The sequence below is a fragment of the Prodigiosinella aquatilis genome (assembly GCA_030388725.1).
GTDB classification, from domain to species: Bacteria; Pseudomonadota; Gammaproteobacteria; order Enterobacterales; family Enterobacteriaceae; genus Prodigiosinella; species Prodigiosinella aquatilis.
This window is the reverse complement of the sequence record CP128857.1, coordinates 1,983,582-2,010,494: the sequence shown is the minus strand read 5'-3', so window position 1 is coordinate 2,010,494 and position 26,913 is coordinate 1,983,582. Positions and strand designations below refer to the sequence as shown.

The following is a 26,913-nucleotide window of genomic DNA, read 5'->3' as shown; positions in this document are numbered from 1 at the left end:
CGTCATTTAACGCTGACTTTTCCTTATGCTTTCTTAGGCAGTAATACATACGCGATAATGGGTTCTATCTTTTGCGGTGTCTGTAACCAGCCATTGAATACGTTACCAATCCCTTTCGTTTTATAGGTCGCATCGCAACTTGCCGAGGTCCCCGTTATCCCCAAACCGTATGTACCGCCACCTTCCGCTTTAATTTGACAGTGGTGTTTAGTCGTGAAGTCATCGTATAACCAACCAGGCTCAATGGTACTGAACAGAATCATTACACCAGGATCTTTAATCGTCAGATAGCTCGCGGAATAATCATATTTCGGCGCAATACCGCAGAAACTTGCCTGGGAAACACAGGGTATTATTTTATATCTATTGGTATCAAATTGCTTATATTCGGCGATTCCCATGCCTCGATACCAATACATTGAATGTGCGGCATCGATATTACTTTTCGCCGCTTTAGGATTAGTCAGAATAATTTTATTTGCTGTATCGGTTGTAAGCTGTAATGTCCCATTTTTATACATGGTCATGACACGGGTATTGTCCAGACCATTACTTGCAATCACTCCCACTATCGCAGGATCGGGTGCCGCCTGCGCACTACACGCCAAAGATACGTAGAGTGTCATCGCGCTGAAAAGGCTTATTATGCCTCCCAGTATTTTTTCTCGTCTCAACATAAATTATTCCTTATCAGAAAGTAAATATGCTTAATATCAATAAAACCTGATAAAGCATAGCTCATTTATTCTACTGATTCCGATAATAAAAATAGACCACGACACTTTACAGCGCAAAAAATAAATACGCTGAGTGGTTCATATTGCTGAAGAGAGATTCAATTAAATATTATTCAATCTGGATTATTATGGTTGATATTATTTATACCCGTCATACTTCAAGTTGCAGGTGTGTTGGCTGCGTTCGCTCACCTGAATCACTTACCTGAGTAAGCTCATCGGGATTCGCTCACTTGCCGCCTTCCTGCAACTCGAATTATCTTGGGTATATATAAAATAGATTTCATGCTGAAGCAAAGCAGCGAGAAAATGAACCCGGAAGTGAAAATGATTCAACTAAAAAAGCCCCGAAAAGCCAAAACGCCTATCCGGGCCTGAAATTAAAGGGGAAACGTCATCCCACCAGATCTTTCATGGAATACCTTACCCCATCGGCATGGTCATCGGATCCGGGTGTTGATATTCAAACCCCAGCTCGCTACAGATTTTATGCCCATCCACCAGCCGCGCCAGTGCCGGATCACCCGGCAGAAATTGCGGCGGGTCCAGGTGCATGTTACGCGCCTGCGCCGGATAAAAATCCTGCCTGGCTGGATGTTCTGGTGCGCAAAGGTTGTAAAGATGTCCACCCTGTGGCAGTTGTAATAACAGCAGGATCGCCGCTATCACATCTTCTTGATGGACCAGATTGACGCCGTGCGACCCATCCGGCAGATTACGCCGCCCAGCCAGAAAACGCCCTGGATGGCGATCCGCTCCCACCAATCCCGCCAGACGCAGAATATCTACCGACGTATTGGGCAACGCGTGCAGCCACTGCTCCAGTTCTACCAGCACTTTCCCGGTCATGGTATCTGGTTGTAGTGGACTGTTTTCTTTTACCCGGCCATAGGTTCGACCATAAACCGATATCGAACTGGTAAACAGAATCCGCGGCACACCATAGGCCAGAGCACTATCGACCAATTGCTGCACCGCCTGCATGTAACTCTCTCCATTCTGTGCGGTACGGCTAGGCGGCAAGGTGATAATCAATGCGTCAGTCTGTAACAACACCGGTAAATCTCCAGCGCCACACTCCAGTTCCGGCGTCAGTTGCAAACGATAGCAGTCAATACCGCTCAGCTGTGCCGCGGCCACACCATCATCCGTCGTTTTACTCCCGACAACGTGATACCCGCGACCAAGCAGCGCTAATGCCAGCGGCATTCCCAACCAGCCAAGCCCAATAATCGATACTTTTTTCATCGTTTCTCTCCCGACCTACACCGACGCTTCACACCCACTATCCACGCCCCTTCAGTTATAGCAATATCAATTGACTACATCAGGTAAAAAAGTGTTGCATCACCACCGCAACATGGTTTAGGTTAGCTGACAAGCGACACAAACACTATTGCCAGAAAAGAGAAAATTCATGTTACGTATTCTGATTAACCACCATCATCACCATCATCCTGACTAGTCTTTCAGGCGATTGGTGCTGGAAGACACGCAGATCTTCCAGTGGTGCAGAACGTAAAGAGAGCCCTCGGAAGATCACTTCCGAGGGTTTTTTTATGGCCCGAACTTTTTAGAAGTCTATTTGAAAATAGACATTATCAGACAGGTTAAATTGAGGTTCACATGCTGGATAAAACACGTTTACGCATTGCTATGCAGAAATCAGGTCGCCTGAGCGACGATTCCCGAGAACTGCTGGCCCGTTGCGGGATTAAAATCAATCTGCAACAACAACGACTTATCGCTTTTGCGGAAAATATGCCGATTGATATTCTGCGCGTGCGCGATGACGATATCCCCGGTCTGGTGATGGATGGCGTTGTGGATTTAGGCATCATCGGGGAAAACGTGCTGGAAGAAGAGTTGCTTAACCGACGCGCCCAGGGTGAAGATCCGCGCTATTTTACCCTGCGACGTCTCGATTTCGGCGGCTGCCGTCTGTCACTGGCCATGCCGCTGGATGAAACCTATTCCGGCCCGCAATGCTTGCAAAACAAACGTATCGCTACCTCCTACCCACACCTGCTTAAAAAATACCTTGATGAACAAGGTATTGATTTCAAATCCTGCCTGCTGAATGGCTCAGTGGAAGTAGCACCACGCGCCGGATTGGCCGATGCCATCTGCGATCTGGTTTCCACCGGTGCCACACTGGAGGCCAACGGCCTGCGTGAAGTAGAAGTGATCTACCGCTCGAAAGCGGCGCTCATTCAGCGTGATGGCGAGATGCCCGCCGACAAGCAGCAACTCATCGATAGACTGCTGACGCGCATGCAGGGCGTGATTCAGGCGCGTGAATCCAAATACATCATGCTGCACGCGCCCAGCGATCGGCTGGAAGACATCGTGGCCCTGTTGCCAGGAGCCGAACGGCCGACCATCCTGCCACTGGCGGGCGACAAGAACCGTGTCGCCATGCATATGGTGAGCAGCGAAACCCTGTTCTGGGAAACCATGGAAAACCTGAAAATGCTCGGTGCCAGCTCCATTCTGGTGCTGCCAATTGAGAAGATGATGGAGTAACCGCGATGGCGAACAGCTTCAACACTATTATTGACTGGCAGTCCTGTTCGAAGGACGAACAACAGCAGTTGCTGACGCGTCCGGCAATCTCCGCCTCCGAACGCATTACGTCCATCGTCAGTGAGATTCTGGGTCGGGTCAACGCTGAAGGTGACACCGCCCTACGTGACTACAGCGCACGCTTTGACAATGTACAAGTGGGCGAACTGCGCGTCAGTCAAGCCGATATCGATGCCGCAGCGGATCGTCTGGATGATGATATCAAACAGGCGATGGCAACAGCGGTGCGCAACATTGAAACCTTCCACAACGCGCAGCAACTGCCACCGGTTGATGTGGAAACCCAGCCTGGCGTCCGCTGCCAGCAAATCACCCGGCCAATTGCCAGTGTCGGGTTATATATTCCGGGTGGCTCGGCACCGTTACTTTCCACCGTATTGATGCTGGCGACACCCGCACGTATCGCTGGTTGCCAACGGGTGATCCTGTGCTCTCCGCCGCCCATCGCCGATGAAATTCTCTACGCCGCAAAATTGTGTGGTGTGCAGGAAGTATTTCAGGTCGGTGGCGCGCAGGCGGTGGCGGCAATGGCATTCGGTACTGACAGTATCCCGAAAGTGAACAAGATTTTTGGCCCTGGCAATGCCTACGTCACCGAGGCCAAGCGTCAGATCAGCCAACGGCTGGATGGCGCAGCGATTGATATGCCCGCCGGCCCGTCAGAAGTGTTGGTGATTGCCGACAGCGGTGCCACACCGGATTTTGTCGCTTCCGACCTACTGTCACAGGCGGAGCACGGCCCGGACTCCCAGGTTATTCTACTGACGCCGGATGCGGCCATGGCCCAGGCGGTAGCCGACGCGGTAGAACGTCAGCTAGTCTCGCTTTCCCGTGCCACTATCGCCCGCCAGGCACTGACCAGCAGCCGGGTGATTATCGCCCGCGATCTACAACAGTGTGTGGATATCAGCAACCAGTACGGCCCGGAACATTTGATTATCCAGACCCGCAATGCCGCTGATCTGGTGGATAGCATTACCAGTGCCGGTTCAGTATTTTTGGGTGACTGGTCGCCGGAATCCGCCGGTGACTATGCTTCTGGCACCAACCATGTTTTGCCGACTTACGGTTACACCGCCACCTACTCCAGCCTGGGACTGGCGGATTTTCAGAAACGGATGACCGTCCAGCAATTAAGCCCGCAAGGTTTATTGCGACTGGCGCCCACCATTGAAATTCTGGCACAGGCGGAGCAGCTTACCGCCCACAAAAATGCGGTTACGCTGCGGGTTAATGCCCTCAAGGAGCAAGCATGAGCATTCAAAATCTGGCACGTGACAATGTGCGTCAGCTGATGCCCTATCAATCAGCCCGTCGTCTGGGCGGCAACGGTGATGTGTGGCTGAACGCCAACGAATTTCCTCAGGCACCGGAATATCAGCTTACGCTGCAAACGCTGAACCGCTACCCGGAGTGCCAGCCGAAACAGGTGATTGAACGCTATGCCAATTATGCTGGCGTCACACCGGAACAGGTGCTGGTCAGCCGTGGCGCGGATGAAGGTATCGAACTGCTGATCCGGGCGTTTTGCGAACCGGGTAAAGACGCCATTCTGTTCTGCCCGCCCACCTATGGCATGTACGCCGTGAGTGCCGAAACCTTCGGCGTGGAACGCCGCACTGCCCAGAGCACTGCTGACTGGCAACTGGATATGGCCTCCATCGAACGGCAATTGGACGGCGTGAAACTGGTTTACGTGTGCAGCCCCAATAACCCGACCGGCAATCTGGTGAAACAGGAAGATCTGCGTCACCTGCTGAACCTGACACGCGACAAGGCGCTGGTGGTGATTGACGAAGCCTACATTGAATTCTGTCCGTCAGCGTCCACCGTCGGCTGGCTGGCGGATTATCCGCATCTGGTGATCCTGCGAACACTGTCCAAAGCTTACGCGCTGGCCGGTCTACGCTGTGGCTTTACACTGGCCAATCCAGACGTCATTCAACTGCTACTGAAGGTGATTGCACCTTATCCGCTCTCTTTGCCCGTGGCCGACATCGCCGCGCAAGCGCTGAGTGAAGGCGGTATAGCGCGCATGAAACAGAACGTGGCGCACGTTGTGGAAAACCGCCGTTGGCTGGCCGACGCATTAGCGCCGCTACCCTACGTAGACACCGTGTTCCCCAGTGAAAGTAACTACCTGCTGGTACGCTTCATAACGTCCAGCACGGTGTTTAAAACCTTATGGGATCAGGGCATTATTCTGCGTGACCAGAATAAACAGCCCGGACTGGCGGGTTGCCTGCGGATCACTATCGGCAACCGTTATGAATGTGAGCGTGTCATCAGCGCGCTGCAAGCGTTATCCGCTACCACCGCTTAATCTTGAGGAACCATTGTGGGAGTAAACTATCTTTTTATCGACCGTGACGGCACCCTAATCGCTGAGCCTCCCGAGGATTTTCAGGTCGATCGGCTGGATAAGCTGGCCCTGGAACCAGATGTGATTCCGTCGCTGCTGTCACTACAGAAAGCCGGCTTTAAATTGGTGATGATCACCAATCAGGATGGACTGGGCAGCGACAGTTTTCCGCAGGACGCCTTTGATGCGCCGCATAACCTGATGATGCAGATTTTCACCTCGCAGGGTATCCGCTTTGAGCGGGTATTGATCTGCCCGCATCTGCCAGCGGATAACTGTGACTGCCGCAAACCAAAAACTGCGCTGGTGGATGCCTTCCTGAAAGACAATGTGATGGATAGCGCCAACAGCTACGTGATTGGCGACCGGGAAACCGACATGCAGCTGGCACAGAATATGGGCATTTCCGGTCTGCGCTATCAGCCCGACGGGCTGAACTGGCAGGCGATCACTACCCAGCTTACCCGCCGTGACCGCCACGCCCATGTTAGCCGGGTAACACGCGAAACCGCCATTGACGTTAACGTTTGGCTGGATCGAGAAGGCGGCAGCAAAATCAATACCGGTATCGGCTTCTTCGACCACATGCTGGACCAGATCGCCACTCACGGCGGTTTCCGTATGCAGATTGAAGTAAAAGGCGATCTTTACATCGACGATCACCATACCGTGGAAGATACGGCACTGGCGCTGGGCGAAGCGTTAAATAAAGCGCTGGGTAACAAGCGCGGTATTGGCCGATTCGGTTTCGTGCTACCGATGGATGAGTGTCTGGCCCGTTGCGCGTTGGATATCTCCGGCCGTCCACATCTGGAATACAAAGCGGAATTCAACTACCAGCGTGTCGGCGACTTGAGTACGGAAATGGTGGAACACTTCTTCCGTTCACTGTCTTACGCCATGGCCTGCACCCTGCACCTTAGAACCAAAGGCCGCAATGACCATCACCGTGTCGAAAGCCTGTTTAAAGTGTTTGGTCGCGCATTGCGTCAGGCGATCCGCGTTGAGGGCGATACACTGCCCAGTTCCAAAGGGGTATTGTGATGAGCGTAGTGATTCTTGATACCGGTTGCGCCAACCTCTCATCCGTTATGTACGCCGTGAAACGGCTGGGCTATGAGCCACAGATCAGCCGCGAACCGGATGTGGTACTGCATGCGGACAAGCTGTTCCTGCCGGGCGTCGGCACGGCACAGGCGGCGATGGATCAACTGGCGGAACGTCATCTGATCGACCTGATCAAAGCCTGTACCCAACCAGTGTTGGGGATTTGCCTCGGTATGCAGCTATTGGGTTCACGCAGCGATGAAAGCGGCGGCATACCGATGCTGGGTATTGTTGATACCCCGGTGAAACAGATGGAAGATCGGGGACTGCCATTACCGCATATGGGTTGGAACCAAGTGGCAGCCCAGCGGGGACATCGCCTATTCCGTGACATCCCCGATAACGCTTATTTCTATTTTGTGCACAGTTATGCCATGCCAGTGTGCGCCAACACAATTGCGCAGGCACAGTACGGCGACGCTTTTACCGCTGCCGTGCAGCGCGATAACTTCTACGGCGTGCAGTTCCATCCGGAGCGATCCGGTGCCGCCGGGGCGCAGCTACTGAAAAACTTTCTGGAGATGTAAACGGTCATGATTATTCCCGCGTTGGATCTGATTGATGGACAAGTGGTCCGTTTACATCAGGGTGATTATGGACAACAGCGTCAATATGGCAGCGACCCTCTGCCTCGGTTGCAGGATTATCAGCAACACGGTGCGCAGGTACTGCATCTGGTGGATTTAACCGGTGCCAAAGATCCGGCTGCCCGTCAGATTTCTTTACTAAAAACATTGCTGGCCGGTGTCACTGTGCCGGTACAAGTCGGTGGCGGTATTCGCACTGAGCAGGACGTGGAAGCGTTACTGGCCGCCGGCGCCCGTCGGGTGGTGATTGGCTCTACTGCCGTGAAACAACCGGCACTGGTCCAGCAGTGGTTTACCCGCTACGGTGCCGAAGCGCTGGTACTGGCGCTGGATGTGCGCATTGATGTCAACGGCGTTAAAAACGTCGCCATCAGCGGCTGGCAGGAAAACTCGGGCGTGACACTGGAACACACCGTGGAACGTTATCTGCCATTCGGCCTGAAACACGTGCTTTGTACTGATATCTCTCGCGATGGCACCCTACAAGGTTCCAATGTCGACCTCTATCGTGAAGTCAGCCAACGCTATCCACAGGTGGCGTTTCAGGCCTCTGGCGGTATCGGTTCACTGGACGATATCGCCCACCTGCGTGGCAGCGGCGTGCAAGGCATTATTGTCGGACGCGCGCTTTTGGAAGATAAATTTACTGTAGCGGAGGCGATTTCATGCTGGCAAAACGGATAATTCCCTGTCTTGATGTCCGTGACGGACAGGTGGTCAAAGGCGTACAGTTTCGCAATCACGAAATCATTGGTGACATCGTGCCATTGGCGCAGCGTTATGCGCAGGAAGGTGCAGATGAATTGGTGTTTTATGATATCACCGCTTCGTCTGACGGCCGGGTGGTGGACAAAAGCTGGATATCCCGCGTATCCGAGGTGATTGACATCCCCTTTTGTGTCGCTGGCGGCATCAAAAGCGTGGAAGATGCAGGCCGGATGCTATCATTCGGCGCAGATAAAATTTCTATCAACTCCCCGGCACTCGCAGACCCGAAACTGATTACCCGGCTGGCAGACCGCTACGGCGTGCAGTGTATCGTGGTAGGGATTGATACCTGGTATGACGCCAAAACCGGCCGTTATCATGTTAACCAGTATACGGGTGACGAAACCCGAACCCGTGTGACCCAATGGGAAACGCTGGACTGGGTAGACGAAGTACAAAAACGCGGTGCTGGTGAAATTGTCCTCAACATGATGAATCAGGATGGTGTGCGTAACGGCTACGATCTGGAACAACTGAAATTGGTACGCAATATCTGTAAAGTACCGCTGATCGCCTCCGGTGGTGCCGGTACCATGGAACATTTCCTGGAAGCCTTTCAGATCGCACAGGTCGATGGCGCACTGGCCGCTTCTGTGTTCCACAAGCAAATCATCAATATTGGTGAACTTAAACAATTCCTTAAGCAACAAGGCGTGGAGATTCGGGTGTGTTAAGCGAACAACAACGAAGCCAGCTAGACTGGCAAAAAACTGACGGCATGTTGCCCGCCATTGTACAGCATGCCATTTCTGGTGAAGTGCTGATGCTGGGTTACATGAATCAAGAAGCCCTGCACGTTACCGAAGAAAGCGGCAAAGTGACCTTTTTCTCTCGCACTAAACAACGGTTGTGGACCAAAGGTGAATCCTCCGGGCACTTTCTGCACGTGGTATCCATCACGCCAGACTGTGACAATGACACGCTGTTAGTGCTGGCTAACCCGATCGGTCCCACTTGTCACCTGGGCAACACCAGCTGTTTCTCCCCGGCGTCCAGCGACTGGCTGTTTCTGTATCAGCTGGAACAGTTGCTCGCTGAACGGAAAAATGCCGATCCGGCCAGTTCCTACACCGCGCGACTGTACGCCAGCGGTACCAAGCGTATCGCGCAGAAAGTGGGGGAAGAAGGACTGGAAACCGCACTGGCGGCCACCGTTCATGACCGTGAGGAGCTGACTAACGAAGCGGCTGACCTGATGTACCATCTATTGGTTCTATTACAGGATCAGGATCTGAATCTGGCCACTATCATCAACCGCCTGAAAGAACGACACACTCAGTAAAACCGCGTATTCCATCAATGCAGGTCCGCAATATCAGTGAACCCGTCAGCTACAGCGATTGTCTGTAGCTGACAATTACCTCAGGTTTATTTCATCGATGTTGATGAGTTGATGACTGATAGACCAGCCGACCACCTTTCCAGGTTTCCATCACTGGATATTGCGCATCTTTTACACCGCATTGTTTCCCATTTGGTTCTGGTATCTCAACGGAGATTCAGCCAGTAACGCACACTTTCCCACAACCAAAGACCCGACCCATTGATCAGCATAGCACTGCCGGGCAGCATCATACGTCACCGTTTTCAAGGCATCAAACCGCGAAATACACGCCTGTTCGTTACCCCGATGGCCTGCGGTTCACCGAGTGACCACCCTCACCCGCGGCCATACCGGGGGTTTTATTTTAGCGCGGGGTGTCGGGGCATGGCCCTGACCGGATGGTTTTGGGGGCACGGCCAACTGGCGGTGGCCACAAAACATTTCCTGTCCGGGTAATGAAGCTCTTTCAGGCAACCGCTGTCGCAACTCACGCTGAAGGGCCGCTGGCTGGAAGCGGCGGGGTTTGGCACGGATACGCCAGTGATTGTCACCGTCGAGCGCGGACGGCTGGTGATTGAGGCGGAGCTGAGAATCTGACTGGTAAAAATGACGATCCCGGCGCAGGGGCCGGGATTTTTTATTGGTTACCACCATTTAGGATAATCATTAAACGCCTCGTATAATGCCTTTCCCGATCCTTCAGTGAGTTTTTCTCGTCCCTTTACTGATGTGATATAGCCATCCAAATCTTCTTTTTCACATGACCACTCAAGCCAACCGTAAGCAGGATTTAACAACAATTCAAAAAGACCATTCATATCCTTAAGAACAGCTACATCACCAACCCTCATGCTATCGATAAACACATCAAAACACTGGCATTCTATCCATATCTGAGAGTTCACGTCTGCGCTATAGCCAAACTTTCTTACATGGATCGTGACGTCAAATTTCATTGATGGAATATGTTCATCAAGTTCTATAACGTCCAGAGTAATATTTACAGGATCATGAATTTCTATATCCATTTAATGTGTCCCTATATAACGAGCATGAATGATCGTAGGTAATTCACCTTCTGCACGAGGAGGTTTAATTTCTAATTGCCAGCCATCAACAGTAATTCTTTCACCATACGGCATACTACTTTTCGTTGCTGTATTTACAGCAGATTGGAAACTTCTCAGTTCCTCCTGACTAGCAAGCTTTACAGCCTCATGTGTATGCGTGACTGCTTTTGATGCCGCATATTCTGCCATATGCTCTGTGGCATTACCGTGTACCCATACCTTTTGACCATTCGGCAATGTCATTTCAAAAGAGTTAGGAATCACTGAACCAGGATATACGGACTGAGTTTCCTTAATTGAATCAAAGACAGTACCTGTTGGTAACTGGCTATTTTTAGCAATATCAACCCCCGCTTTCACAGCCGCCGATTCACCCCCTCTGGCAGGATAGTTGACACCCCAAACTGAAAATCTCTATGGAGGCAACGGAGCCTGTTATGAAACGTTATTCACCAGAGCGCAAGGCCGCTGTATTAGCTAAATTACTTCCTCCTTACAACATGACCGTCACCGCACTTGCACTACAGGAAGGGATATCGGAAGCTACCCTTTATCATTGGCGGGTCCAAGCCAAACTGTAGGGAAAACCAGTGCCCGGTGCCAACAAAACCACAGACCTTTGGTCGACAGAAGCCCGTTTTGCCGTCATCGTTGAAACCGCCACACTCAGTGAAGCCGAACTGAGCGAATACTGCCGTCGCAAAGGGCTTTATCCTGAACAAATAGCGCAGTGGAAACAGGATTTTCTCCAGACGCCACAAGTCGATACCCGGCAGTCGCAAAAACAGGCCCAAAAGAAAATCAAAGGGCTGGAGCGTGAATTGGCGCGCAAAGAAAAAGCCCTGGCGGAGGCGGCAGCCCTGCTGGTCCTGAGAAAAAGCTGAATCAGTATTACGGCGAGGCGGACGAGGGCGACTGACCCCCGCCCACGAACGCGTGCAACTGATCCGATGGATACGTGAAGCCATGAACGCCGGCGCACGTCTGATCCCCGCTTGTCGGGAAGCAGGGTTAAGCCTGAGCACCTGGCGGCGCTGGAATCACCAGGCTGAAGACCGTCGTCCCACGGCAGAGCGTCCGGTACCAGCCAATAAACTGACCGCCGAAGAAGAGCATCAGATAGTCACGGTATGTAATGAGCCGGAATATGCCAGCCTGCCGCCGGCGCAGATCGTGTCACGGCTGGCGGACAAGGGCCTCTATCTGGCCAGTGAATCGACGTTTTACCGGGTACTGCGGCGGCAGGGTCAAGTGCATTACCGTGGCCGTAGCCGCGCACCGCTGAAGGTGAATAAACCGACCAGCTATCAGGCTGTTGGGCCATGCCAAGTGTGGACGTGGGACGTCACCTGGCTGGTCTCCAGGGTTCGCGGCCGCTATTTTTATCTGTATCTGATAGAAGATATTTTTAGCCGTAAAATCGTCGGTTACGAGGTTCACGAAGAGGAAAGCGGCGAGCGAGCGGCCGCGCTGCTGCACCGCACCGTGTTACGTGAACGGTGTTACCGCCATCCGTTAGTGTTACATGCCGACAATGGTGCGCCGATGAAATCCCAGACGCTGAAAGCCGAAACTGGAAGAACTGAGCATCACGGGTTCGCACAGCCTGTAGTCCCTCCTGAATTTAGTCTTACCGCACAATGGAGTTCTCTGGTTAAAATACAACCAACGGAGGCTCATCATGAAGAAAGCGCGTTTCACTGAAACTCAGATCCTACGTGTTCTGAAAGAGGTTGAAGGTGGTCGGCATGTGAAGGATGTGTGCCGAGAAAACGGTGTGTCGGAAGCCAGCTATTACAATTGGAAAGCCAAATATGGTGGCATGGAATCCTCTGATATCAAACGAATGAAAGAGCTGGAAGAGGAAAATCGCCGATTAAAGCAAATGTACGCATCCCTTAGTTTAGATCATGAAATTCTTAAGGATGTTGTATCAAAAAAACTTTAACGGTGCCTGAGAAGCGTGAGCTGGTGCGTTACGTCATGACGGAACATCAGGCCAGCGAACGACGCGGGTGCCGGATTATCGGTATTAGTCGAAGCCTGTTGCATTATTGCCCGAACACGGCACGAGATCTGCCCGTGGTCGAGGCATTACAAAAACTTGCACATCAGCATCCGGCCTATGGTTTTGGCCTTATGTTCAATAAGTTACGTCAAGCAGGATTATCGTGGAATGCAAAACGGGTTTACCGGATCTACCGATTATTAAAACTGAACCTTCGGTGTAAAGGAAAAAAACGCTTACCTAACAGGCATCCACAGCCGTTGGTTATTCCGCATAAAATGAACCACTGTTGGTCAGTTGATTTTATGAGTGATGCCTTGATCGACGGGCGGCGATTCAGGTTATTTAACGTCGTCGATGATTTTAATCGGGAAGCGCTGGCAATCGAGGTTGATTTGAATATACCAGCTCATCGCGTTGTACGCATCCTGGAGCGGTTAAGTGCTGAAAGAGGCTATCCGGCATTTATACGCAGCGATAACGGGCCAGAACTTACAGCCGCTGCTTTAGCTGAATGGGCAGAGTTGCACGGCGTGATACTCGATTTTATTCAGCCAGGCAGGCCAATGCAGAACGGATTTATTGAGCGATTTAACAAAACGCTACGAACAGAAATACTCGATATGTATCTGTTCAGAACACTGTCAGAAGTCCGTGTGCTAACAGAAGACTGGCGCGCAGAATATAACGAAGAACGTCCGCATAGCTCACTGGGTGATATGCCACCCGTTATCTATGCGAGGCAAAAACTGGCCGGAGATCCTCATTGGCGGTGGTACTAAAAACCGGAGGGACTACAAGCCGACCACGAGTCAGCAACGATAATCCGTATGTGGAGTCGCTGTTCAGAACGCTAAAATATGTTCCGTCGTGGCCGTCATCAGGCTTCCTGGATCTGGCTGAAGCCCGGCGTTGGGTGGAGGGCTTTAGCCGGTGGTATAACAAGGAGCATCGGCATGGCGCGATCAGTTATGTCACACTAGAACAACGGCATCAGGGAGAAGATATAAGCCTGCTGGCAAAACGAAAAGCCTTGTATGACATGGCTAAAAAAGCCCGACCGGAACGGTGGTCAGCCTCATGCCGTCAGTGGCAGCGGGTAGATGTAGTAATGTTGAATCCAGACAAGCCAGAAACCGGGCTAAAATCTGCAGCGTAAAAAACGAATAAGGGTGTCAACTTCGTTGACAGCTACCGATAGCATGATTTTCCAAACTGACTTCAGCAAACAGCTTTTTTAACCGGGCATTTTCATCTTCAAGTTCTTTTAATCTTTTAACATCATTAGCTTCCATGCCACCGTACTTAGATTTCCAATTGTAGAAAGTCGCATTACTTATGCCATTCTGACGGCAGATTTCTTCAATCTTAAGACCGGAATCAGCCAGCTTTAAGATGTTAACGATCTGGGTTTCAGTAAAACGTGCTTTTTTCATGTGGACCTCTGCAAATGTTAAAGCAGAAAATCTAATTGTAGCTGTCTCATTTTAGGGGAAGTGGACAACACCTTCCCATTCATTCAAGAATAAATTTAAATTCTTTTTCCTGCCCTTTACCCTGATATCTATCTTTAGTTTTCTCAAATAGATCAATAATAATATCAAAAGTAGCTCCCAATTTTTTTCGGGAAACGGCTGATTTTTTCCAATGTAAACACACACCGCAAGCCATCCCTGAACTTAACATGTCCCAAAGGGCATCAGTATTATTACCGTAATATGCCCCAAACTCTAAAGCATTCGCTATTACACGATGAAAATCGCACTCTGAATCTACTTCATCACCATCTATTATGACATTGTGGTACATACATACCCCTTATTATTTCCATTTTCCTATTGATGCCGCCGTTTCATAATGGTCTGTAGTGATATACAGTAATCCATCATTAGAATACAACAAGCGTGTACCTGCCTGCTTTGCTCTTGACATCGTATTATTTAATCCAACATCAGCTTCATACCAAGACCTGCCTAGAGCTGAAGGTAATAAATTGGTTGTATTATGGAATACATCACCGCCTATCTGCCCACCAGAAACATAATTATTTAAGGCTTTACCACCGGCCCATCCACTATCTTCTGCAACTTGTTTGGTTACATAATTTGATGGTAATTTTCCGGTAGTCCGCAAGCTATTCACAACATTATTTGCTGCTTGAGTAGTCTGTAAGTCCAATTTTAATCCAGCGTAGCTTGCTGCGTTATGGGCTTCATTACCTATAAACCCAGCCGCCGCCGATTCAGCTTTACCCACTGCTTTACCCGCGACTTTGGCAACGATCTTCTCCGTTACACCTGCGGTCACTTTTACTACACCCGTACCACCGGCAAGCAGACCCGCAATATCCGTCACCAGCTTACCGCCTTCAACACCGGCGTTAAACGAGCCGCTGGCTCCGGCTTTCTGATACTCCGCTTCCATCCGGTCAATACGGTCAATATAAGACTGCTTCACCGCATCGGATACATTACCCAGCACATCGCCGCTGTTAAACAGCGTTTTAAGTGCCTCATAGGTTTCAACCGGACTGCTGGCCGTTTTGACAATTCCGTCCACAGCGTCATACAGACCTGCCGGAACCCCGGCCACCATACCTGCTGCAAAACTTCCATCCTGTCCTAGGTCTATCGCCGTCCATTTTGCCTGCATTTGCACTTTACAGGCCATGCTCTGACATTCAGCAATTTCTTTATCCTTCTGAGCCTGCTGTTTCGTACTCAGATAGTTATTCTCAACCGCATTCTGTCCGGCCTGGGCACCGGCTACTGCGTTCGTCCCCGTGTTGCCCACCAGTCCTGCCGCCAGTCCACCCGCTACCGTCGCCAGCGTGCTTAACTCCTGTTTCTCCGCTTCCGTCAGCTCCGATGCGCTTTTCCCTCCATACAGCGCTTTCGATAACGCCCGCGCCGCCAGCTCTCCACTCACTGCTCCTGCCGCCCCCGCCGCCGCCGAGTTACCGCTCGCTTCCGCCAGCGCCGCTCCCAGCAACGCATGCGCTATCGCGTTTGCCGCCAGATTCGTCTTCCCGTTCTCATCCGTCGTTTCACGGTGGATTTCCTCCGCAATATACGGCGCCGCTCCCCCTGTCAACGCCTGCGCCAGATTGCCTCCCGCCAGTCCCTGCACTACCGCCACCGCCGCCTGGATACCCTGCCGCACCCGTCCACCGGTCCCGTAATCCGACTGGCTCATCGCGTCGTTGTAATACTGCTGGTACAGCCCCGCTGTCACCGCTTCTTCCGTGACCGGCTGACCGCCATTGCCTTTCGCCAGCGACTCCGCCATCGCCGACCGGGCCGCCGACCTCTGCTCCGGCGTCAGTGACGCCATCTTCGCGTTTGCCGCCTTCGTCGACGCTATCGCCCCTTCCGTGCTCGCGATGTCCAGCGCCTGCATCCCGATATCCGCTATCAGTTGCGCCGCCTCCATCCGGTTCTGTGCCTTCTCCTTGTCGAATATCGGACTCAGCGCATTCTCCGCATGTGCCGTATCCCGACTCAGCTGACCCACATCCTGTGTTTGTTGGCCCTTGTCTCGGATGACCAGCGTCCCCGACGACACCGCCGCCTGCGTTGTGCTCTCCGCGTTTCCGTTATCGTTCGCCCCGGACAGCACCGTCGCCGCCACATTGCTCAGCATCTGCATGCCCACCGGACCGCCAGTGCTCATCCCTCCACCCACATGCGAGGTCTCAAACTCCGCCTGGTTGTGAATATCGTTGAACCCCAGCGTCCCGGTATCTAGCCGGTTTTTATCCGCACTGGCCGTCGAGCCGATAACCGCCCCATCCAGTTGCGTGTGGTTGCCCACATAGACGTCAAACCCGCCTGAACCGGCAGATATCCCTGTCTGCTCCTGCACACTATTGAGGTTGCTGTGCATTTTGTCCTTGCTGAAACTCAGGCTCGCTCCACCGCCGCCGCCATAAATCGGGATGGTCACGCCGGCACTCATACTCTGCTGCTTGCTGTCGTAACGGTCACTGTCTTGTTCGCTGCGCATCAGCAGGTCACGTCCTACTTTCGCGGTAACCTGTTCGCCTTTGACCTGTGTCCCTTCTAGCGTGGTGTCTCGCCCGCTCTTCAGCGTCACCTGTCGCCCTGCGTTCAGCAGCGCTTCCGTATGTGTCAGCCCGTCGCCGTGTTCGTTTCCTTTCGCTGCATTCACGCTCGCGCTGATACTCAGTCCGAAACTTCCCGACGAACTCACACCCAGACTTATCCCGATGCTGCCGCCCTGGCTCTGGTTGCTTCCTTCCGTGTGCTGACTGTTCACCGCCGACAACAACTGGATATCCCGCGACGCATCCAGCAGCAGGTCATGCCCGGCATTCAGCTCGCTGCCCTGCACCGTGATATCCCCGTCCGTCGCCGTTACCGACAGGTTCTGGCCCGCCGTCAGCCCGCTGCCTTGCGCCGTATGCTGCGTCTGTGTCTGCTGCGATTTCGATGACTGACTGCCATATGAAATGCTGATACCCACCGTCTGTGCAGTCTGCGGGCCGTCGCCAGCACCCTGTGCCTGGGCCAGCCGACCCGCCTGCCCTGCCTGCGCCACACTCAACGCCGCTTTCACGCCCTGCAACGCTTTCAGTCGGCCATTCTGCGTCTTCTTCGCCTCCTGCGCCGTTTCCACCGCGGTGTTCAGTGCTCCACCCACGCTACCGCTCAGTGCGAGAGTGAACCCGCTCTGTTTCTGTTCTGTCGTCTGCCGCGTTACCTGTTGATTGTCTGCTGCCGTTATGGCGACCGCTTTGCCTTTCAGCGAAATGTCCTGCCCGGCGATCACGTCACTACTGTTCACCGCCAGCGTACTGCCCGCAGTCATCGTCAGCGACCCTTTTTCACTCCCTATCGTACTGCCACGGTGTTGCAGACCGTCGCTCTCCGTGGTGTTCTTCTGGCTGGTGCTACCTACTGTAAACCCTATTCCACCGCTGCCCATCAACCCGGATTTCGTTTCTTTCCGCAGATGGGTTTCTCGCTGCTGCTCGTCCGCCGCCGTTATCGTTAGATCATTACCCGCCGCCAGACTCACTGCCTGCGTTGCCGCCACATCACTGCCGATGACATTCAGGTCATGACCCGCCTGCAATGCTATCTGATCCGCACTCAACACGCTGCCTTGTGCCGTCCGATTATCCACCGTATCCTGCCGGATAGTCGTCGTTTTTGAGGCAAAACCATTGCTGCCCGTCGATTTGTGGCGTTCATCCAGCGTATCCGTGTTCACCCCGTTACGCAGACTCAGGTCGTTACCGGCAGATATTGTCAGTGTCTGACCGCTATTCACGTTCGCCGCCACGGCTGTCACATCGTGTCCGGCACTCAGATGCACGTCTCCGTTGCCGGTGATTTCACTGCCCACATCCCGTGTCGCCGTCTGGGTCACTCGGTTATCACTGTCCCAACCGATGGCGTCCCGACTCGCCGTTGTTGCCGCGTTCAGGTTGATATCCCGTCCAGCGGTAATGGCCGTGGTACTGTTTTCACCGCTGTTGATCACCCGTGCCGCAGTAAGATTGACATCACGCTGTGCCTGCAACAGCAGTTTGCCATCATCCTGCTGGACATAAAACCCGGCTGCGCGATCAAGCATTGTACGACTGAAATTTCCATCGGCACTCTGTGCGCTACGGCTGGCTGTGGTGGCGTTAATATCGCGTCCGGCCACTGCCGTCAGGCTGTTATTGCTTTGTATCAATCCGCCCAGATTGCTGATATCGGTTCGCGCCTGCAACGCCACGTCATTAGCATGAATCACGCCGCCCAGATTATTCAGGTTATCCGCCAGCACTTGCGCCTGTTCTGTTGCCTGAATACGGCCGCTGTTATTCAAATCACCAGTCAGATTCATTCCCACCGTGCGCCCGGCCAGTAATGCTCCACTGCCATCCAGATCGCCCTCTTTCAGGCGGGCATAGACCTGCGGCACCAGTACGCTCTGCACGGTGCCATCCGGCAGCGTTACGTTCTGTGCCACCAGCCATACCATATCGCTGGTCAGCAACTTCATCTGTTCGGCGGTCAACGCTACACCGGGGGTCAGCCCATACTGCTTGCCAAAGATGATACCGGCATCCATCAGTGCCTTGAATTGCGACTCATCATTGCTGTATCCGGCCAGATACCGCTGTCCGGTCAGCGAAATAATCTGCTCACGCACCAGCCGCTGCTCGTAAAAACCATCCCCCAGACGTTTGTGCACACTGTTCGGATCGTTGGTGAAGGCGCTCATCATATAGTCCGACCCCAGCCAACTTTTCTGGTTAGTGAAACGTGCATCGGTTTCCACCAGATAGCTGGCGTTACGGTCTGGGTTGGTTTTGAATAGACTGTTATCCGGTAGCCGGGTATTCGGCCCCACCGCACGGATCACCGTCGCCGCTTTAGCGTCGGCCGAGGTGATATCCACCTTAACCTCAACAGTTTTGCCCGACGGCAACACCAGCGGCGTCGTTGACAATACTTGTAAATCTGCGCCGGTAACGCCCAATCCCGTGGCACTCACACCAGCCACACCATCCACACTACCCTTCACACTACTGTCACGTCGTGTGGACACATTCAGATTACTGGCACCGGCACTGAACGATTGCAACGCGCTGGGCCGCAGCGTAATGGCCTGAATCGCCGTGGGTGGAGTGTAAGCCGCAGTATCGCGCCCCTGTCCATCTGACCCTTTGTGACGAATGCGATAGAAACTGGTTGCTGTCCCACTTTCCGTGACGTGGCGTTCCCCCGCAATCTCAACGTTATCAACCTGACGAGCGTTGATACCCAGCCCGCCGCCAGCAACAATCCGGCTCTTGTCATTCAACACATGATCAGCATTGATCTGGATACCGCTCCCGGCCAAAATCTGCCCCGGATCGCTGGAGGTGATACGGGACTCGTCTGTATGCCGCGTATAGTCATAGCGAGTGAATTCATCGCTGGTGCCGCCAGGCGTGCGTAGGTGATCCACTTCATCGTTGTAGACGCTGACCTGATCAGGGGTATAGCGAGTAGTGGAACCCGCCATTCGGTATTCCCGGATAGTTTCATCCGAAACCGATACCATCGCCGTGGCAAAGTGATTATTGCGGTTGTTGAGTGTGTTGACATTGAGCAACATCCCGCCTGCCGATTCGATCGTGGCGCTGGCATTATTGATGGTCCCCGCCTGGCCGGCTGCCTGGAACTGGCTATCCAGCGCACCACCGACGAAGAGTGGACCATCGCTGTAGATCAGTGCATGTTCGCTGTTATTTATTGTCCCGGCACCGATGTCCAGACGCTGCCGGGCGGCGATGATCGGTGCAACGCCATTCTGATTCAGGTTATTCAGCGTACCTGCCTGCACAGCTAAACTATCGCCGTAAATCCGTCCCGTGGAGAAGTTATTGACCGTCCCGCTGAAGAGACGGGTGGTGACACCATCAATCAGACCATAGTTGGTTAACTGCTGTGACCCATTGATTTGTGTGGTGACACCGCTCAGTTCTCCGCCAGCATCGTTTTGCACATTATTGGCGCTGACTTGCAGCGCAGAACCGGCATGCATCAGCTTTTGATTAACCAATGTGCCATCAGTATGAAAATTCAGATCACCACTGGCCTGTAAGTCACTGCTGTTAACGAAATCCTGATTCAGACTGATCGTCATGTCGCCCAGCGACAGAAGACGGCCACTGCCACTTAATCCGCTGGCAGTGAGATTCAGACGCTGCTGAGACTGTAGATCACCATTACCATTGTTGACGACACTGGCCTGAATATCCGCAGTGCTGCGACTGGATAATAGCCCGCTGCTGTTATCCAGTGCGGTATTCAATGTAACGGTCAGAGCGTTGTCAGCCATAATCTCACCACCGTTATTCGCCAGTTGATCGGCGCTGAGACTGACATTTTTGCCAAGAATACCGTTCTGATTACGGGTATTCTGGTTCACTACACGCAAAGCCGAGAGCGTGACTTGCTCCCCGCTATGGATCAATCCCAGGGTGTTATCGATGGTGGATTGCAGGGCATCCAGTATCAGATTGCCGACACCCTGAAGTTTGCCTTGCTGATTGTTGATACCTGCTGCCGTCACGCTCAGGTTGGCGTTACTGATCAGCGAACCACCCTGCGAATTATTCAGGCTGGCACCCGTCAGGGTTAAATCCTCACCTGAGAGTATTTGTCCCGACTGATTGTTAATATCACTGCCACTGGCTGTTGCCTGGGATGCCGCCAGCGACATCATCAAGCGCTGACTCGCCACACGCAGCGGCTGAGTATCCCAGGTCAATGACTTGCCCGCGCTGATGCTGCCGCCCTGATTAATCAGGGTACCGGAATGCGCCTGAATAGCGCCCAGCGACGCCAACTGGCCATGTTGATTACTGATGCTACGGCTGTTCAATGTCAGGTTGCCGTTCGCCATCATCACACCAGCCTGATTATCAATATCTCCACTGCTGAGCTGAAGGTCGGACTGACTGGTGATACCACCGTGACTGCCGCTCTGGCTATTGCTAAGGCTTTGTCCGTTGGTATTCAACGATAATGGGCCACCGCTTTGTATCAGACCCGCATTATCATTTTGCAAACGCAGCGTATTGAGCGTCAGCGTGCCAGTGGCCCCAATTTGCCCGCCGCGGTTATCCGCATCATCAGTGTTCAGCACCGCACTACCACCACTGACGATCAGTCCAGTGCGGTTATCCGCCGCGCCACTGTGCAACGTCAGGTTGTTTCCTGCTCGCAACGCGCCACTGGTCGCATTAGTGAACATAGCACCCTGGGTATCAAGGTTGAGATCCTCGCCCGCCTGAATATTCCCTGTTTGGTTATCCACCGCTCCAGTCGTCAACGATAGTGCACCCTGGGATGCCATCTGCCCGTGTTGATTGGAAATCGTCCCGGTGATGCCACTCAGTTGCCGGGCCTGGATCACGCCACGACGGTTATTGATATCACCAGATGACAGGCTCAGCGTACCCAGACTCAGTAGCTCGCCGCCATCCAGATTACTCAGTAACTCGCCTTGTGTTTCCAGCGTGAGGCGGTTACCCGCCTGTATCAGCCCCGCCTGATTATTCAATGCGCCAGATAAACTGTTCAGCACATCCGATGCGGCTAGCGTGCCCTGCTGATTCAGCAGTGCACCCTGCTGAAGCTGGAAATCCAGCGTCGAACCGCTGATCAATCCATTGATGTTACTCAGACCGTTACTTTGCGTCCGCACGCCAGCGCTAGCGCCGATCTTACCGCCATCATTTCTGAACTGCCGCGTACTGGCCAGTTGCACATCGCCACCCAGCGCACTCAACGTACCCTGCCGGTTATCGATCTGATTCGCCGTTGCCGTCAGATAATGATTCGATGCCATCAGACCAGACTGGTTATCCAGCGTGCCATCTACATTCAGTGTCAACGATCCCTGATCAGCGGCCAGTAGACTGCCCTGCTGATTATTCAACTTACCGGCAGCGATTTGCAGATCGCCATTACCGGTAATTTTTCCACTCTGATTATTGAGTTCGCCAGCAGAGAGGTTCAGACCGCCATTACCGGTAATTTTTCCGCTCTGATTATTGAGTTCGCCAGCAGAGAGGTGCAGACCGCCATTACCGGTAATTTTTCCGCTCTGATTATTGAGTTCGCCAGCAGAGAGGTTCAGACCGCCATTACCCAGAATATTGCCATCCTGATTATTCAGTTGGCTGGCATCAATACGTAGTTGCCCCGTTGCCGCGTGCTCTATTCTGCCTTGCTGGTTACTCAACTGCTGCGTTTGCAGCGTTAAATCCTGACCGTTACTGGCAATTTGTCCGCCACTGTTATCAATGCCACTACGATGAGAGAGCGTTAAGCTTTTGCTTCCGGTTTGCGTAATACTGCCTGTACGATTGGAAAGGCGATCGGCATGAAGAGTTAACGACTCCGCCTGTAGCCGCCCTCCGTTGTTGCTAATAGCATCGGGCGCAGTGATCTCCAGCGCGGTGCGGCTTTCCACATTCGCGTTATTCAGCGCAACATGGCCTGTACGAGCGCGCACCGCCATATTGTCGGCGTAACTCTGGCTCCGGCTCAAATCCACATCACCACCCGCCAGATTCATTTGTCCGGCGGCAAGGTTTTTCCCATTCGCTGTCAACATCCCATCGGTATTGACCGTTAACGTGCCGACACCGGCCAGCTGGCCATCTGCACCCAGGCCACCCGCCAACACACTGCTATCAGTACTGTCCAGGGAAGCGGCGGTCACACGAGTGTGATTTGCCGCCGCCACCGTACCGCTGTTAGTGATGCGCTGAGTGGACGACAGCGTCGTATTGCCACTGGCATAAACAGTTCCCTGATTGCTTATCCCGTTCTGCGACGCTAATTGGATATCCTGACTACTGTTAATATTGCCGCTATTCTCGATACGCCCGTCTGCCGTTATCGTTACATTACCAGCAGAGGCGCCAATGTTGCCTGCGTTACGAACCCCCACGCCGTTTTCTGTACCCATCAAACGAATTTTACCGGCGTACATGCCACCCAACTGCGCGACATCCACAGCAATTTGTGGCTTCACGCTATCGTCATTACGGGCCTTTACCGTTTCATTCGCCACATCAACCTGATTATTGCCCGTGGTCACCTTCAGATCTCTGGCCCAGATACCAGCATTAACTTTGACAGAGCGAGCGATAACATCGGTATAGTCCTGCGTACGGCTATCCAGCCCCGCCCCCTGAATAACGATTTCCCCCTGGCTGACGTCATATCCGGTCAGGTTGCCATTCTCCATCTGTGCCCGGCCAGTAGTGAGCGTCGCACGGTTGGCATTGATGAAACCACAACCATCACAGGTGATCCCCGCGGGGTTGGCAATCACGACTTGGGCGCGGCTGCCCGCCACTTCCACATAGCCACCCAATTTACTGGGATTGCTGGAGTTAACTTCATTGAGGATGATTTTAGCTTCACCCTTGGCCAGATTTGGGTTGCTATTCACCCAACCACCGAGCTGAGTCTGAGTCTGGACACGAGCGTTATTCAGGATTGCGCCCTTGCTATTTACATCAAATTGCGTGTAGGTATTACGGGAGACGCCGCCCGCACTGGGCGTCTGAATATTGACCTGTGGTGTGCCGTTGGCACTACTGAGTATTGTTGGCTGCTGGCTGGCTGGCGCCCCCGGATCGGCGACAATCGCCGCCTGCGCTGGCATCACGATCGTGACACATCCCAGGGCCAACAGTAGCGCGAAACGCAACGATGACAGTGAACTCAGACATTGCGGTGGATGGCTTCCCGGTCTGGATACTCGGTGGCTCACAGTTCGCCCTGAACGTGCTATGTCAGCCACCACCATCAACATGCCACGGGCTTTATTAAAAACAATGCGGTAGAGCAACTTGTTCACAAGAAGATATCCTTATCGAAAACGAATCTCAGGAAGTGATACGGTCAAGGGATGTTCCGCTACCCAAGTGTCACAAACCTCACGCGTTATCTGATGTCCATGATGGATAAACACACGTTTGCCTCGGCGGCTGCCTTGGTGATCCAGAGATCGAAAACAGTACTCCGGCAGCAATGTACGAGAAACCAGGCGTCGTATGGACAACGAATGGCCGAAGGGTGCAATCCAGTCGACAATCCACATGCGATTGCCGCTGGTCCAGTCTGACTCGGGCATTAAAATGGAAGGCTGCGTCAAATAGCGGTGTTCCGCCGCCTCGTCCAGCCAGGCCCAACTCAAAAAGAAAATCGGCTGATTGTCTTCACAAACGATCGCATACTGCTGACGTTTGATAATCGGCAACAGCAATGTCGAAAGCGTATGCAGTGGCGCGTCGCGGTGGAGCGGTGAATGCATCCATAGCCACACCGCCGAACCTAGAATTTCAGCCTCGCTGCTTTCCCCGCCAATCAATAATGGGGCATGAACATCAAACGTGCCGATTTGCATCCTTGCCATTCTCCTAATATTGCCAGTTGAGCGTAAATCCGAGTGTTACTGGGCTGGTTTTGAAACCGTCCGGCTTGGAAAGCGGAATGCCCGCAAAAAAATCATAACCGACGCTGAACAGGCTGCCGCGCCAACCCAGCACACCACCCGCCAGATGCTTTCCCAACAGCGACGCACTGCCACCGCCACTGACCGCGCCATAATCCAGGCCAAGATACAACGCCTGTTTGGGAACCGGCAGGTTCCACGCCAGCTCATTGCGTACCATCCAGCCTTTATCTGCATTCAACGTGCGTTCGCCGTCAAAACCGCGGACTGTCCAGCGATTGCCAAGGGCAAACTGTTCCTGTGGTGTAAGGCGGGTGGTGGCGATCTGGCGCTGGTACTGAACGTTATAATTGAGTGGTTGTTTAAACAGCCTGAACGGTACGTCCAACTGAGCAGACAACTGAATAATTTTTGACAGTGCAGTACCCTCGCCAAATTCTTCTTCCGGTGCTGACTGGGCGCCAAACCAGCGCGTACCGCGCTGATAGCTAACCGCCGCATCCAGCGTCGCCTGAGAAATATAATGACGATGCTGAAGACCGATACGCCACGCAGCTGTGCTACGACGCTGGACTTCAATTTCGGTATCATTGAGGTAATTGCGGGACTGACGCGTTAATATTTCATAGCTGAATGAGGTTTTCTGGGCGCTACTACGGTACAACACCCGGCTCAGTCGTGCTGCCAAATTATTGCTGCGCCCGCTGTACTTGTAATCCTGGCTGATGCCCGCTACCGTTTGGTGATAGTCGTAACCGCTGGTAGTGATCCCCGCTAGCCAGTAACCAAACGGCACGGAGTAGCTCATGGTGTAATTCTGGCTACCTTGTGAATTACGCCATTGCAGATCTTGGTTACCTGAAATGTAAAACATATCGCTGAGGGACAGTGGGTTATCCACATATAGCGTCATGCCACTCTGATAGCGGCCGGTATTTCGAGTGCCGGAATCATCCAATGACACACCGAGTCGCCAGTGACGTTCCTGTTTCCAGTTAATCAGGATATCGCTCTCGCCAGGCTGCTCACCCGGCACAATTTGCATCTCGGCTTTGACCGTCGGCAGACGCTGAAAATTTTCCAGCCCCTGTTCTATGTCACGCAAATCCAGCAATTTTCCCTCATGTGCCGGAAAGGCGCTATATAACCGAACATAATGACCGCTGTCCGGCGACAACATGACATGTCGGATTTTCCCTGCGACGATGATCAGTTGCAGCGTACCACTTTTCAGATCCTGTGACGGGGCCAACACTCGTGATGTGACATAACCATGATCAACCAGTTGGTTTTGCAGGTTCGTCATCAGCAGGTTGATACCGTTAACCCCCAGACATTGCCCCACCCCCTGATCGGCCAGACGTTTCAACGGCAACCAGCCAGGAAAATCTTCCTGGCCGCGCAGTTCAACCTAATCGATGGGAAAACACGGAGACTCCAGCGGAAAAGTCAGTCTGCCACTGTAACTTACCGATGGTTGTAAACGCACATCCGGCATAGTCGGGGACAGTTGTTTTTCCTGCGCCCGCAACCGTTCTTGCTGATTAATAGATTGTTGTTCTAATGGTTTTTCTGTTTCCGCTGACCGAGCCGATAAAGGTAAGCAAAACGTCAAAAAAACGAAAGATAAAGAAACCCGACGAAAAGAGGAAATCATAATCAATCCATTGATAATACTTAGTATTCTACTATGACTACTATCCAAGCCATCTTAATAACGTAAAGATATATACATTAATTTACATTACTAGTTTACATTAACTGCTCAAAAACAAGAACTGAATTATTATTCGTGAAATTTATAAAAAATAATTAATAAGTGTTTTAAGGAAAATAATTCACAATTCTCCACACCATGTGAATTTTCCTGACGGTGCGAGTCATCCTAACGCGACAGGCTATTGCAGAAGGGAATCATCAGCAAAACAGGCCGTCGAAACGAGATAATCTGGTAGATTGGGATTGGGATTGGGATTGGGATTGGGATTGCGATTGGGATTGGGACAAAAAAATAGCACTCCTAAGAGTGCCATTTTAGCGAAATTGCAGGCAATTTACCGTTATTGATTAACCGTAGATATTGGCGCGATCACGTAATTCTTTGCCCGGTTTAAAGTGCGGAACATATTTACCTTCCAGTTCCACCTTATCTCCAGTTTTCGGATTACGACCAACACGCGGTGCACGGTAGTGAAGCGAAAAACTGCCGAACCCGCGGATCTCAATACGATCACCTTCAGCCAGCGTTGTGGCCATTTGTTCGAGTATCTCTTTCACTGCATCCTCAACCACCTTGGCCGGGATATGAGATTGCTGTCCAGCAAGTCTTTCAATAAGTTCAGACTTGGTCATGATTCCTCCAAGCATGTGGTTAATCAC

Annotated in this window: 18 protein-coding genes, 4 pseudogenes and 1 other annotated feature; of the genes and pseudogenes, 11 read left to right on the top strand and 11 right to left on the bottom strand. The window is 52.5% G+C overall.

Annotated features, from left to right (window positions below):
• Positions 1-23 precede the first annotated feature (23 nt).
• Together PCO85_09320 and PCO85_09315 are read right to left on the bottom strand one after the other, a co-directional pair.
• Complete coding sequence (locus PCO85_09320; GenBank protein WJV55561.1) at positions 24-677, bottom strand: hypothetical protein; 654 nt, start codon at positions 675-677, stop codon at positions 24-26.
• Between the two features lie 483 nt (positions 678-1,160).
• Entirely contained in the window at positions 1,161-1,985 is an 825-nt protein-coding gene (locus PCO85_09315; protein WJV55560.1) for an SDR family NAD(P)-dependent oxidoreductase, read from the bottom strand.
• 192 nt (positions 1,986-2,177) lie between these two features.
• Positions 2,178-2,298, top strand: a sequence feature (His leader region).
• Positions 2,299-2,363: 65 nt separating this feature from the next.
• Here PCO85_09315 and hisG point away from each other — a divergent pair.
• Genes hisG through hisIE form a run of 8 tightly spaced genes read left to right on the top strand, consistent with a single transcriptional unit; the run spans position 2,364 to position 9,429 of the window.
• Positions 2,364-3,263 carry an ATP phosphoribosyltransferase gene (hisG, locus tag PCO85_09310; protein WJV55559.1) on the top strand — a complete coding sequence of 300 codons (900 nt, stop codon included), beginning with the start codon at positions 2,364-2,366 and terminating at the stop codon, positions 3,261-3,263.
• A 5-nt stretch (positions 3,264-3,268) separates the two neighbouring features.
• Positions 3,269-4,579: a histidinol dehydrogenase gene (gene hisD / locus PCO85_09305; GenBank protein ID WJV55558.1), complete on the top strand. Its 1,311-nt coding sequence runs from the start codon at positions 3,269-3,271 to the stop codon at positions 4,577-4,579.
• Complete coding sequence (hisC, locus tag PCO85_09300) at positions 4,576-5,646, top strand: histidinol-phosphate transaminase (GenBank protein WJV55557.1); 1,071 nt, start codon at positions 4,576-4,578, stop codon at positions 5,644-5,646. The genes hisD and hisC overlap by 4 nt, the downstream gene beginning before the upstream one ends.
• 15 nt (positions 5,647-5,661) lie before the next feature.
• A complete protein-coding gene (hisB, locus tag PCO85_09295; protein WJV55556.1) occupies positions 5,662-6,729 on the top strand; it encodes a bifunctional histidinol-phosphatase/imidazoleglycerol-phosphate dehydratase HisB in 1,068 nt (355 codons plus the stop codon).
• A complete protein-coding gene (hisH, locus tag PCO85_09290) occupies positions 6,729-7,319 on the top strand; it encodes an imidazole glycerol phosphate synthase subunit HisH (GenBank protein WJV55555.1) in 591 nt (196 codons plus the stop codon). Before hisB ends, hisH begins: the two co-directional genes overlap by 1 nt.
• Before the next feature lie 6 nt (positions 7,320-7,325).
• Positions 7,326-8,063, top strand: coding sequence for a 1-(5-phosphoribosyl)-5-[(5-phosphoribosylamino)methylideneamino]imidazole-4-carboxamide isomerase (hisA, locus tag PCO85_09285; GenBank protein WJV55554.1), 738 nt, complete (start codon positions 7,326-7,328; stop codon positions 8,061-8,063).
• Positions 8,045-8,821 (top strand): imidazole glycerol phosphate synthase subunit HisF, encoded by a 777-nt coding sequence (gene hisF / locus PCO85_09280; GenBank protein ID WJV55553.1) that lies wholly within the window; start codon positions 8,045-8,047, stop codon positions 8,819-8,821. The genes hisA and hisF overlap by 19 nt, the downstream gene beginning before the upstream one ends.
• Entirely contained in the window at positions 8,815-9,429 is a 615-nt protein-coding gene (hisIE, locus tag PCO85_09275) for a bifunctional phosphoribosyl-AMP cyclohydrolase/phosphoribosyl-ATP diphosphatase HisIE (GenBank protein ID WJV55552.1), read from the top strand. The genes hisF and hisIE overlap by 7 nt, the downstream gene beginning before the upstream one ends.
• A gap of 360 nt (positions 9,430-9,789) precedes the next feature.
• On the opposite strand, the gene PCO85_09270 is transcribed toward hisIE, so the two are convergent.
• From PCO85_09270 to PCO85_09260, 3 genes are read right to left on the bottom strand one after another with little or no spacing between them, the layout of a single operon-like run.
• Positions 9,790-10,125, bottom strand: coding sequence for a hypothetical protein (locus PCO85_09270; GenBank protein ID WJV55551.1), 336 nt, complete (start codon positions 10,123-10,125; stop codon positions 9,790-9,792).
• A complete protein-coding gene (locus PCO85_09265; protein ID WJV55550.1) occupies positions 10,116-10,499 on the bottom strand; it encodes a hypothetical protein in 384 nt (127 codons plus the stop codon). The genes PCO85_09270 and PCO85_09265 overlap by 10 nt, the downstream gene beginning before the upstream one ends.
• Complete coding sequence (locus PCO85_09260) at positions 10,500-10,901, bottom strand: hemagglutinin (GenBank protein ID WJV55549.1); 402 nt, start codon at positions 10,899-10,901, stop codon at positions 10,500-10,502.
• 77 nt (positions 10,902-10,978) lie between these two features.
• Here PCO85_09260 and PCO85_09255 point away from each other — a divergent pair.
• The 3 genes and pseudogenes from PCO85_09255 to PCO85_09245 all read left to right on the top strand — a co-directional run bounded on the left by PCO85_09255 (position 10,979) and on the right by PCO85_09245 (position 13,708).
• A pseudogene (locus PCO85_09255) lies at positions 10,979-12,147 on the top strand (transposase).
• A gap of 75 nt (positions 12,148-12,222) precedes the next feature.
• Positions 12,223-13,331 (top strand): IS3 family transposase gene (locus PCO85_09250; protein WJV55548.1). Its coding sequence is split into 2 segments (ribosomal slippage): positions 12,223-12,475 and positions 12,475-13,331, totalling 1,110 coding nucleotides; the frame shifts between segments, so codons are not numbered across the junction.
• 20 nt (positions 13,332-13,351) lie between these two features.
• Positions 13,352-13,708 (top strand): annotated as a pseudogene (locus tag PCO85_09245) (integrase core domain-containing protein).
• A 37-nt stretch (positions 13,709-13,745) separates the two neighbouring features.
• Here PCO85_09245 and PCO85_09240 read toward each other — a convergent pair.
• From PCO85_09240 to ihfB, 6 genes and pseudogenes are all read right to left on the bottom strand, one after another.
• A pseudogene (locus PCO85_09240) lies at positions 13,746-13,985 on the bottom strand (transposase).
• Between the two features lie 79 nt (positions 13,986-14,064).
• Positions 14,065-14,358 (bottom strand): barstar family protein, encoded by a 294-nt coding sequence (locus PCO85_09235; protein ID WJV55547.1) that lies wholly within the window; start codon positions 14,356-14,358, stop codon positions 14,065-14,067.
• A gap of 12 nt (positions 14,359-14,370) precedes the next feature.
• Complete coding sequence (locus PCO85_09230) at positions 14,371-23,937, bottom strand: hemagglutinin repeat-containing protein (protein ID WJV55546.1); 9,567 nt, start codon at positions 23,935-23,937, stop codon at positions 14,371-14,373.
• A 12-nt stretch (positions 23,938-23,949) separates the two neighbouring features.
• Complete coding sequence (locus PCO85_09225) at positions 23,950-24,486, bottom strand: toxin-activating lysine-acyltransferase (protein WJV55545.1); 537 nt, start codon at positions 24,484-24,486, stop codon at positions 23,950-23,952.
• Between the two features lie 13 nt (positions 24,487-24,499).
• Positions 24,500-26,191 (bottom strand): annotated as a pseudogene (locus PCO85_09220) (ShlB/FhaC/HecB family hemolysin secretion/activation protein).
• Positions 26,192-26,601: 410 nt separating this feature from the next.
• Positions 26,602-26,886: an integration host factor subunit beta gene (gene ihfB / locus PCO85_09215; protein ID WJV55544.1), complete on the bottom strand. Its 285-nt coding sequence runs from the start codon at positions 26,884-26,886 to the stop codon at positions 26,602-26,604.
• Positions 26,887-26,913 lie beyond the last annotated feature (27 nt).

Bases quoted from the DNA above. Each gene is read 5' to 3' on its own strand.
- PCO85_09320 (WJV55561.1), bottom strand. From the start codon at position 677: ATGTTGAGACGAGAAAAAATACTGGGAGGCATAATAAGCCTTTTCAGC.
- PCO85_09315 (WJV55560.1), bottom strand. From the start codon at position 1,985: ATGAAAAAAGTATCGATTATTGGGCTTGGCTGGTTGGGAATGCCGCTG.
- hisG (WJV55559.1), top strand. From the start codon at position 2,364: ATGCTGGATAAAACACGTTTACGCATTGCTATGCAGAAATCAGGTCGC.
- hisD (WJV55558.1), top strand. From the start codon at position 3,269: ATGGCGAACAGCTTCAACACTATTATTGACTGGCAGTCCTGTTCGAAG.
- hisC (WJV55557.1), top strand. From the start codon at position 4,576: ATGAGCATTCAAAATCTGGCACGTGACAATGTGCGTCAGCTGATGCCC.
- hisH (WJV55555.1), top strand. From the start codon at position 6,729: ATGAGCGTAGTGATTCTTGATACCGGTTGCGCCAACCTCTCATCCGTT.
- hisA (WJV55554.1), top strand. From the start codon at position 7,326: ATGATTATTCCCGCGTTGGATCTGATTGATGGACAAGTGGTCCGTTTA.
- hisF (WJV55553.1), top strand. From the start codon at position 8,045: ATGCTGGCAAAACGGATAATTCCCTGTCTTGATGTCCGTGACGGACAG.
- PCO85_09270 (WJV55551.1), bottom strand. From the start codon at position 10,125: ATGGTGGTAACCAATAAAAAATCCCGGCCCCTGCGCCGGGATCGTCAT.
- PCO85_09265 (WJV55550.1), bottom strand. From the start codon at position 10,499: ATGGATATAGAAATTCATGATCCTGTAAATATTACTCTGGACGTTATA.
- PCO85_09235 (WJV55547.1), bottom strand. From the start codon at position 14,358: ATGTACCACAATGTCATAATAGATGGTGATGAAGTAGATTCAGAGTGC.
- PCO85_09225 (WJV55545.1), bottom strand. From the start codon at position 24,486: ATGCAAATCGGCACGTTTGATGTTCATGCCCCATTATTGATTGGCGGG.
- ihfB (WJV55544.1), bottom strand. From the start codon at position 26,886: ATGACCAAGTCTGAACTTATTGAAAGACTTGCTGGACAGCAATCTCAT.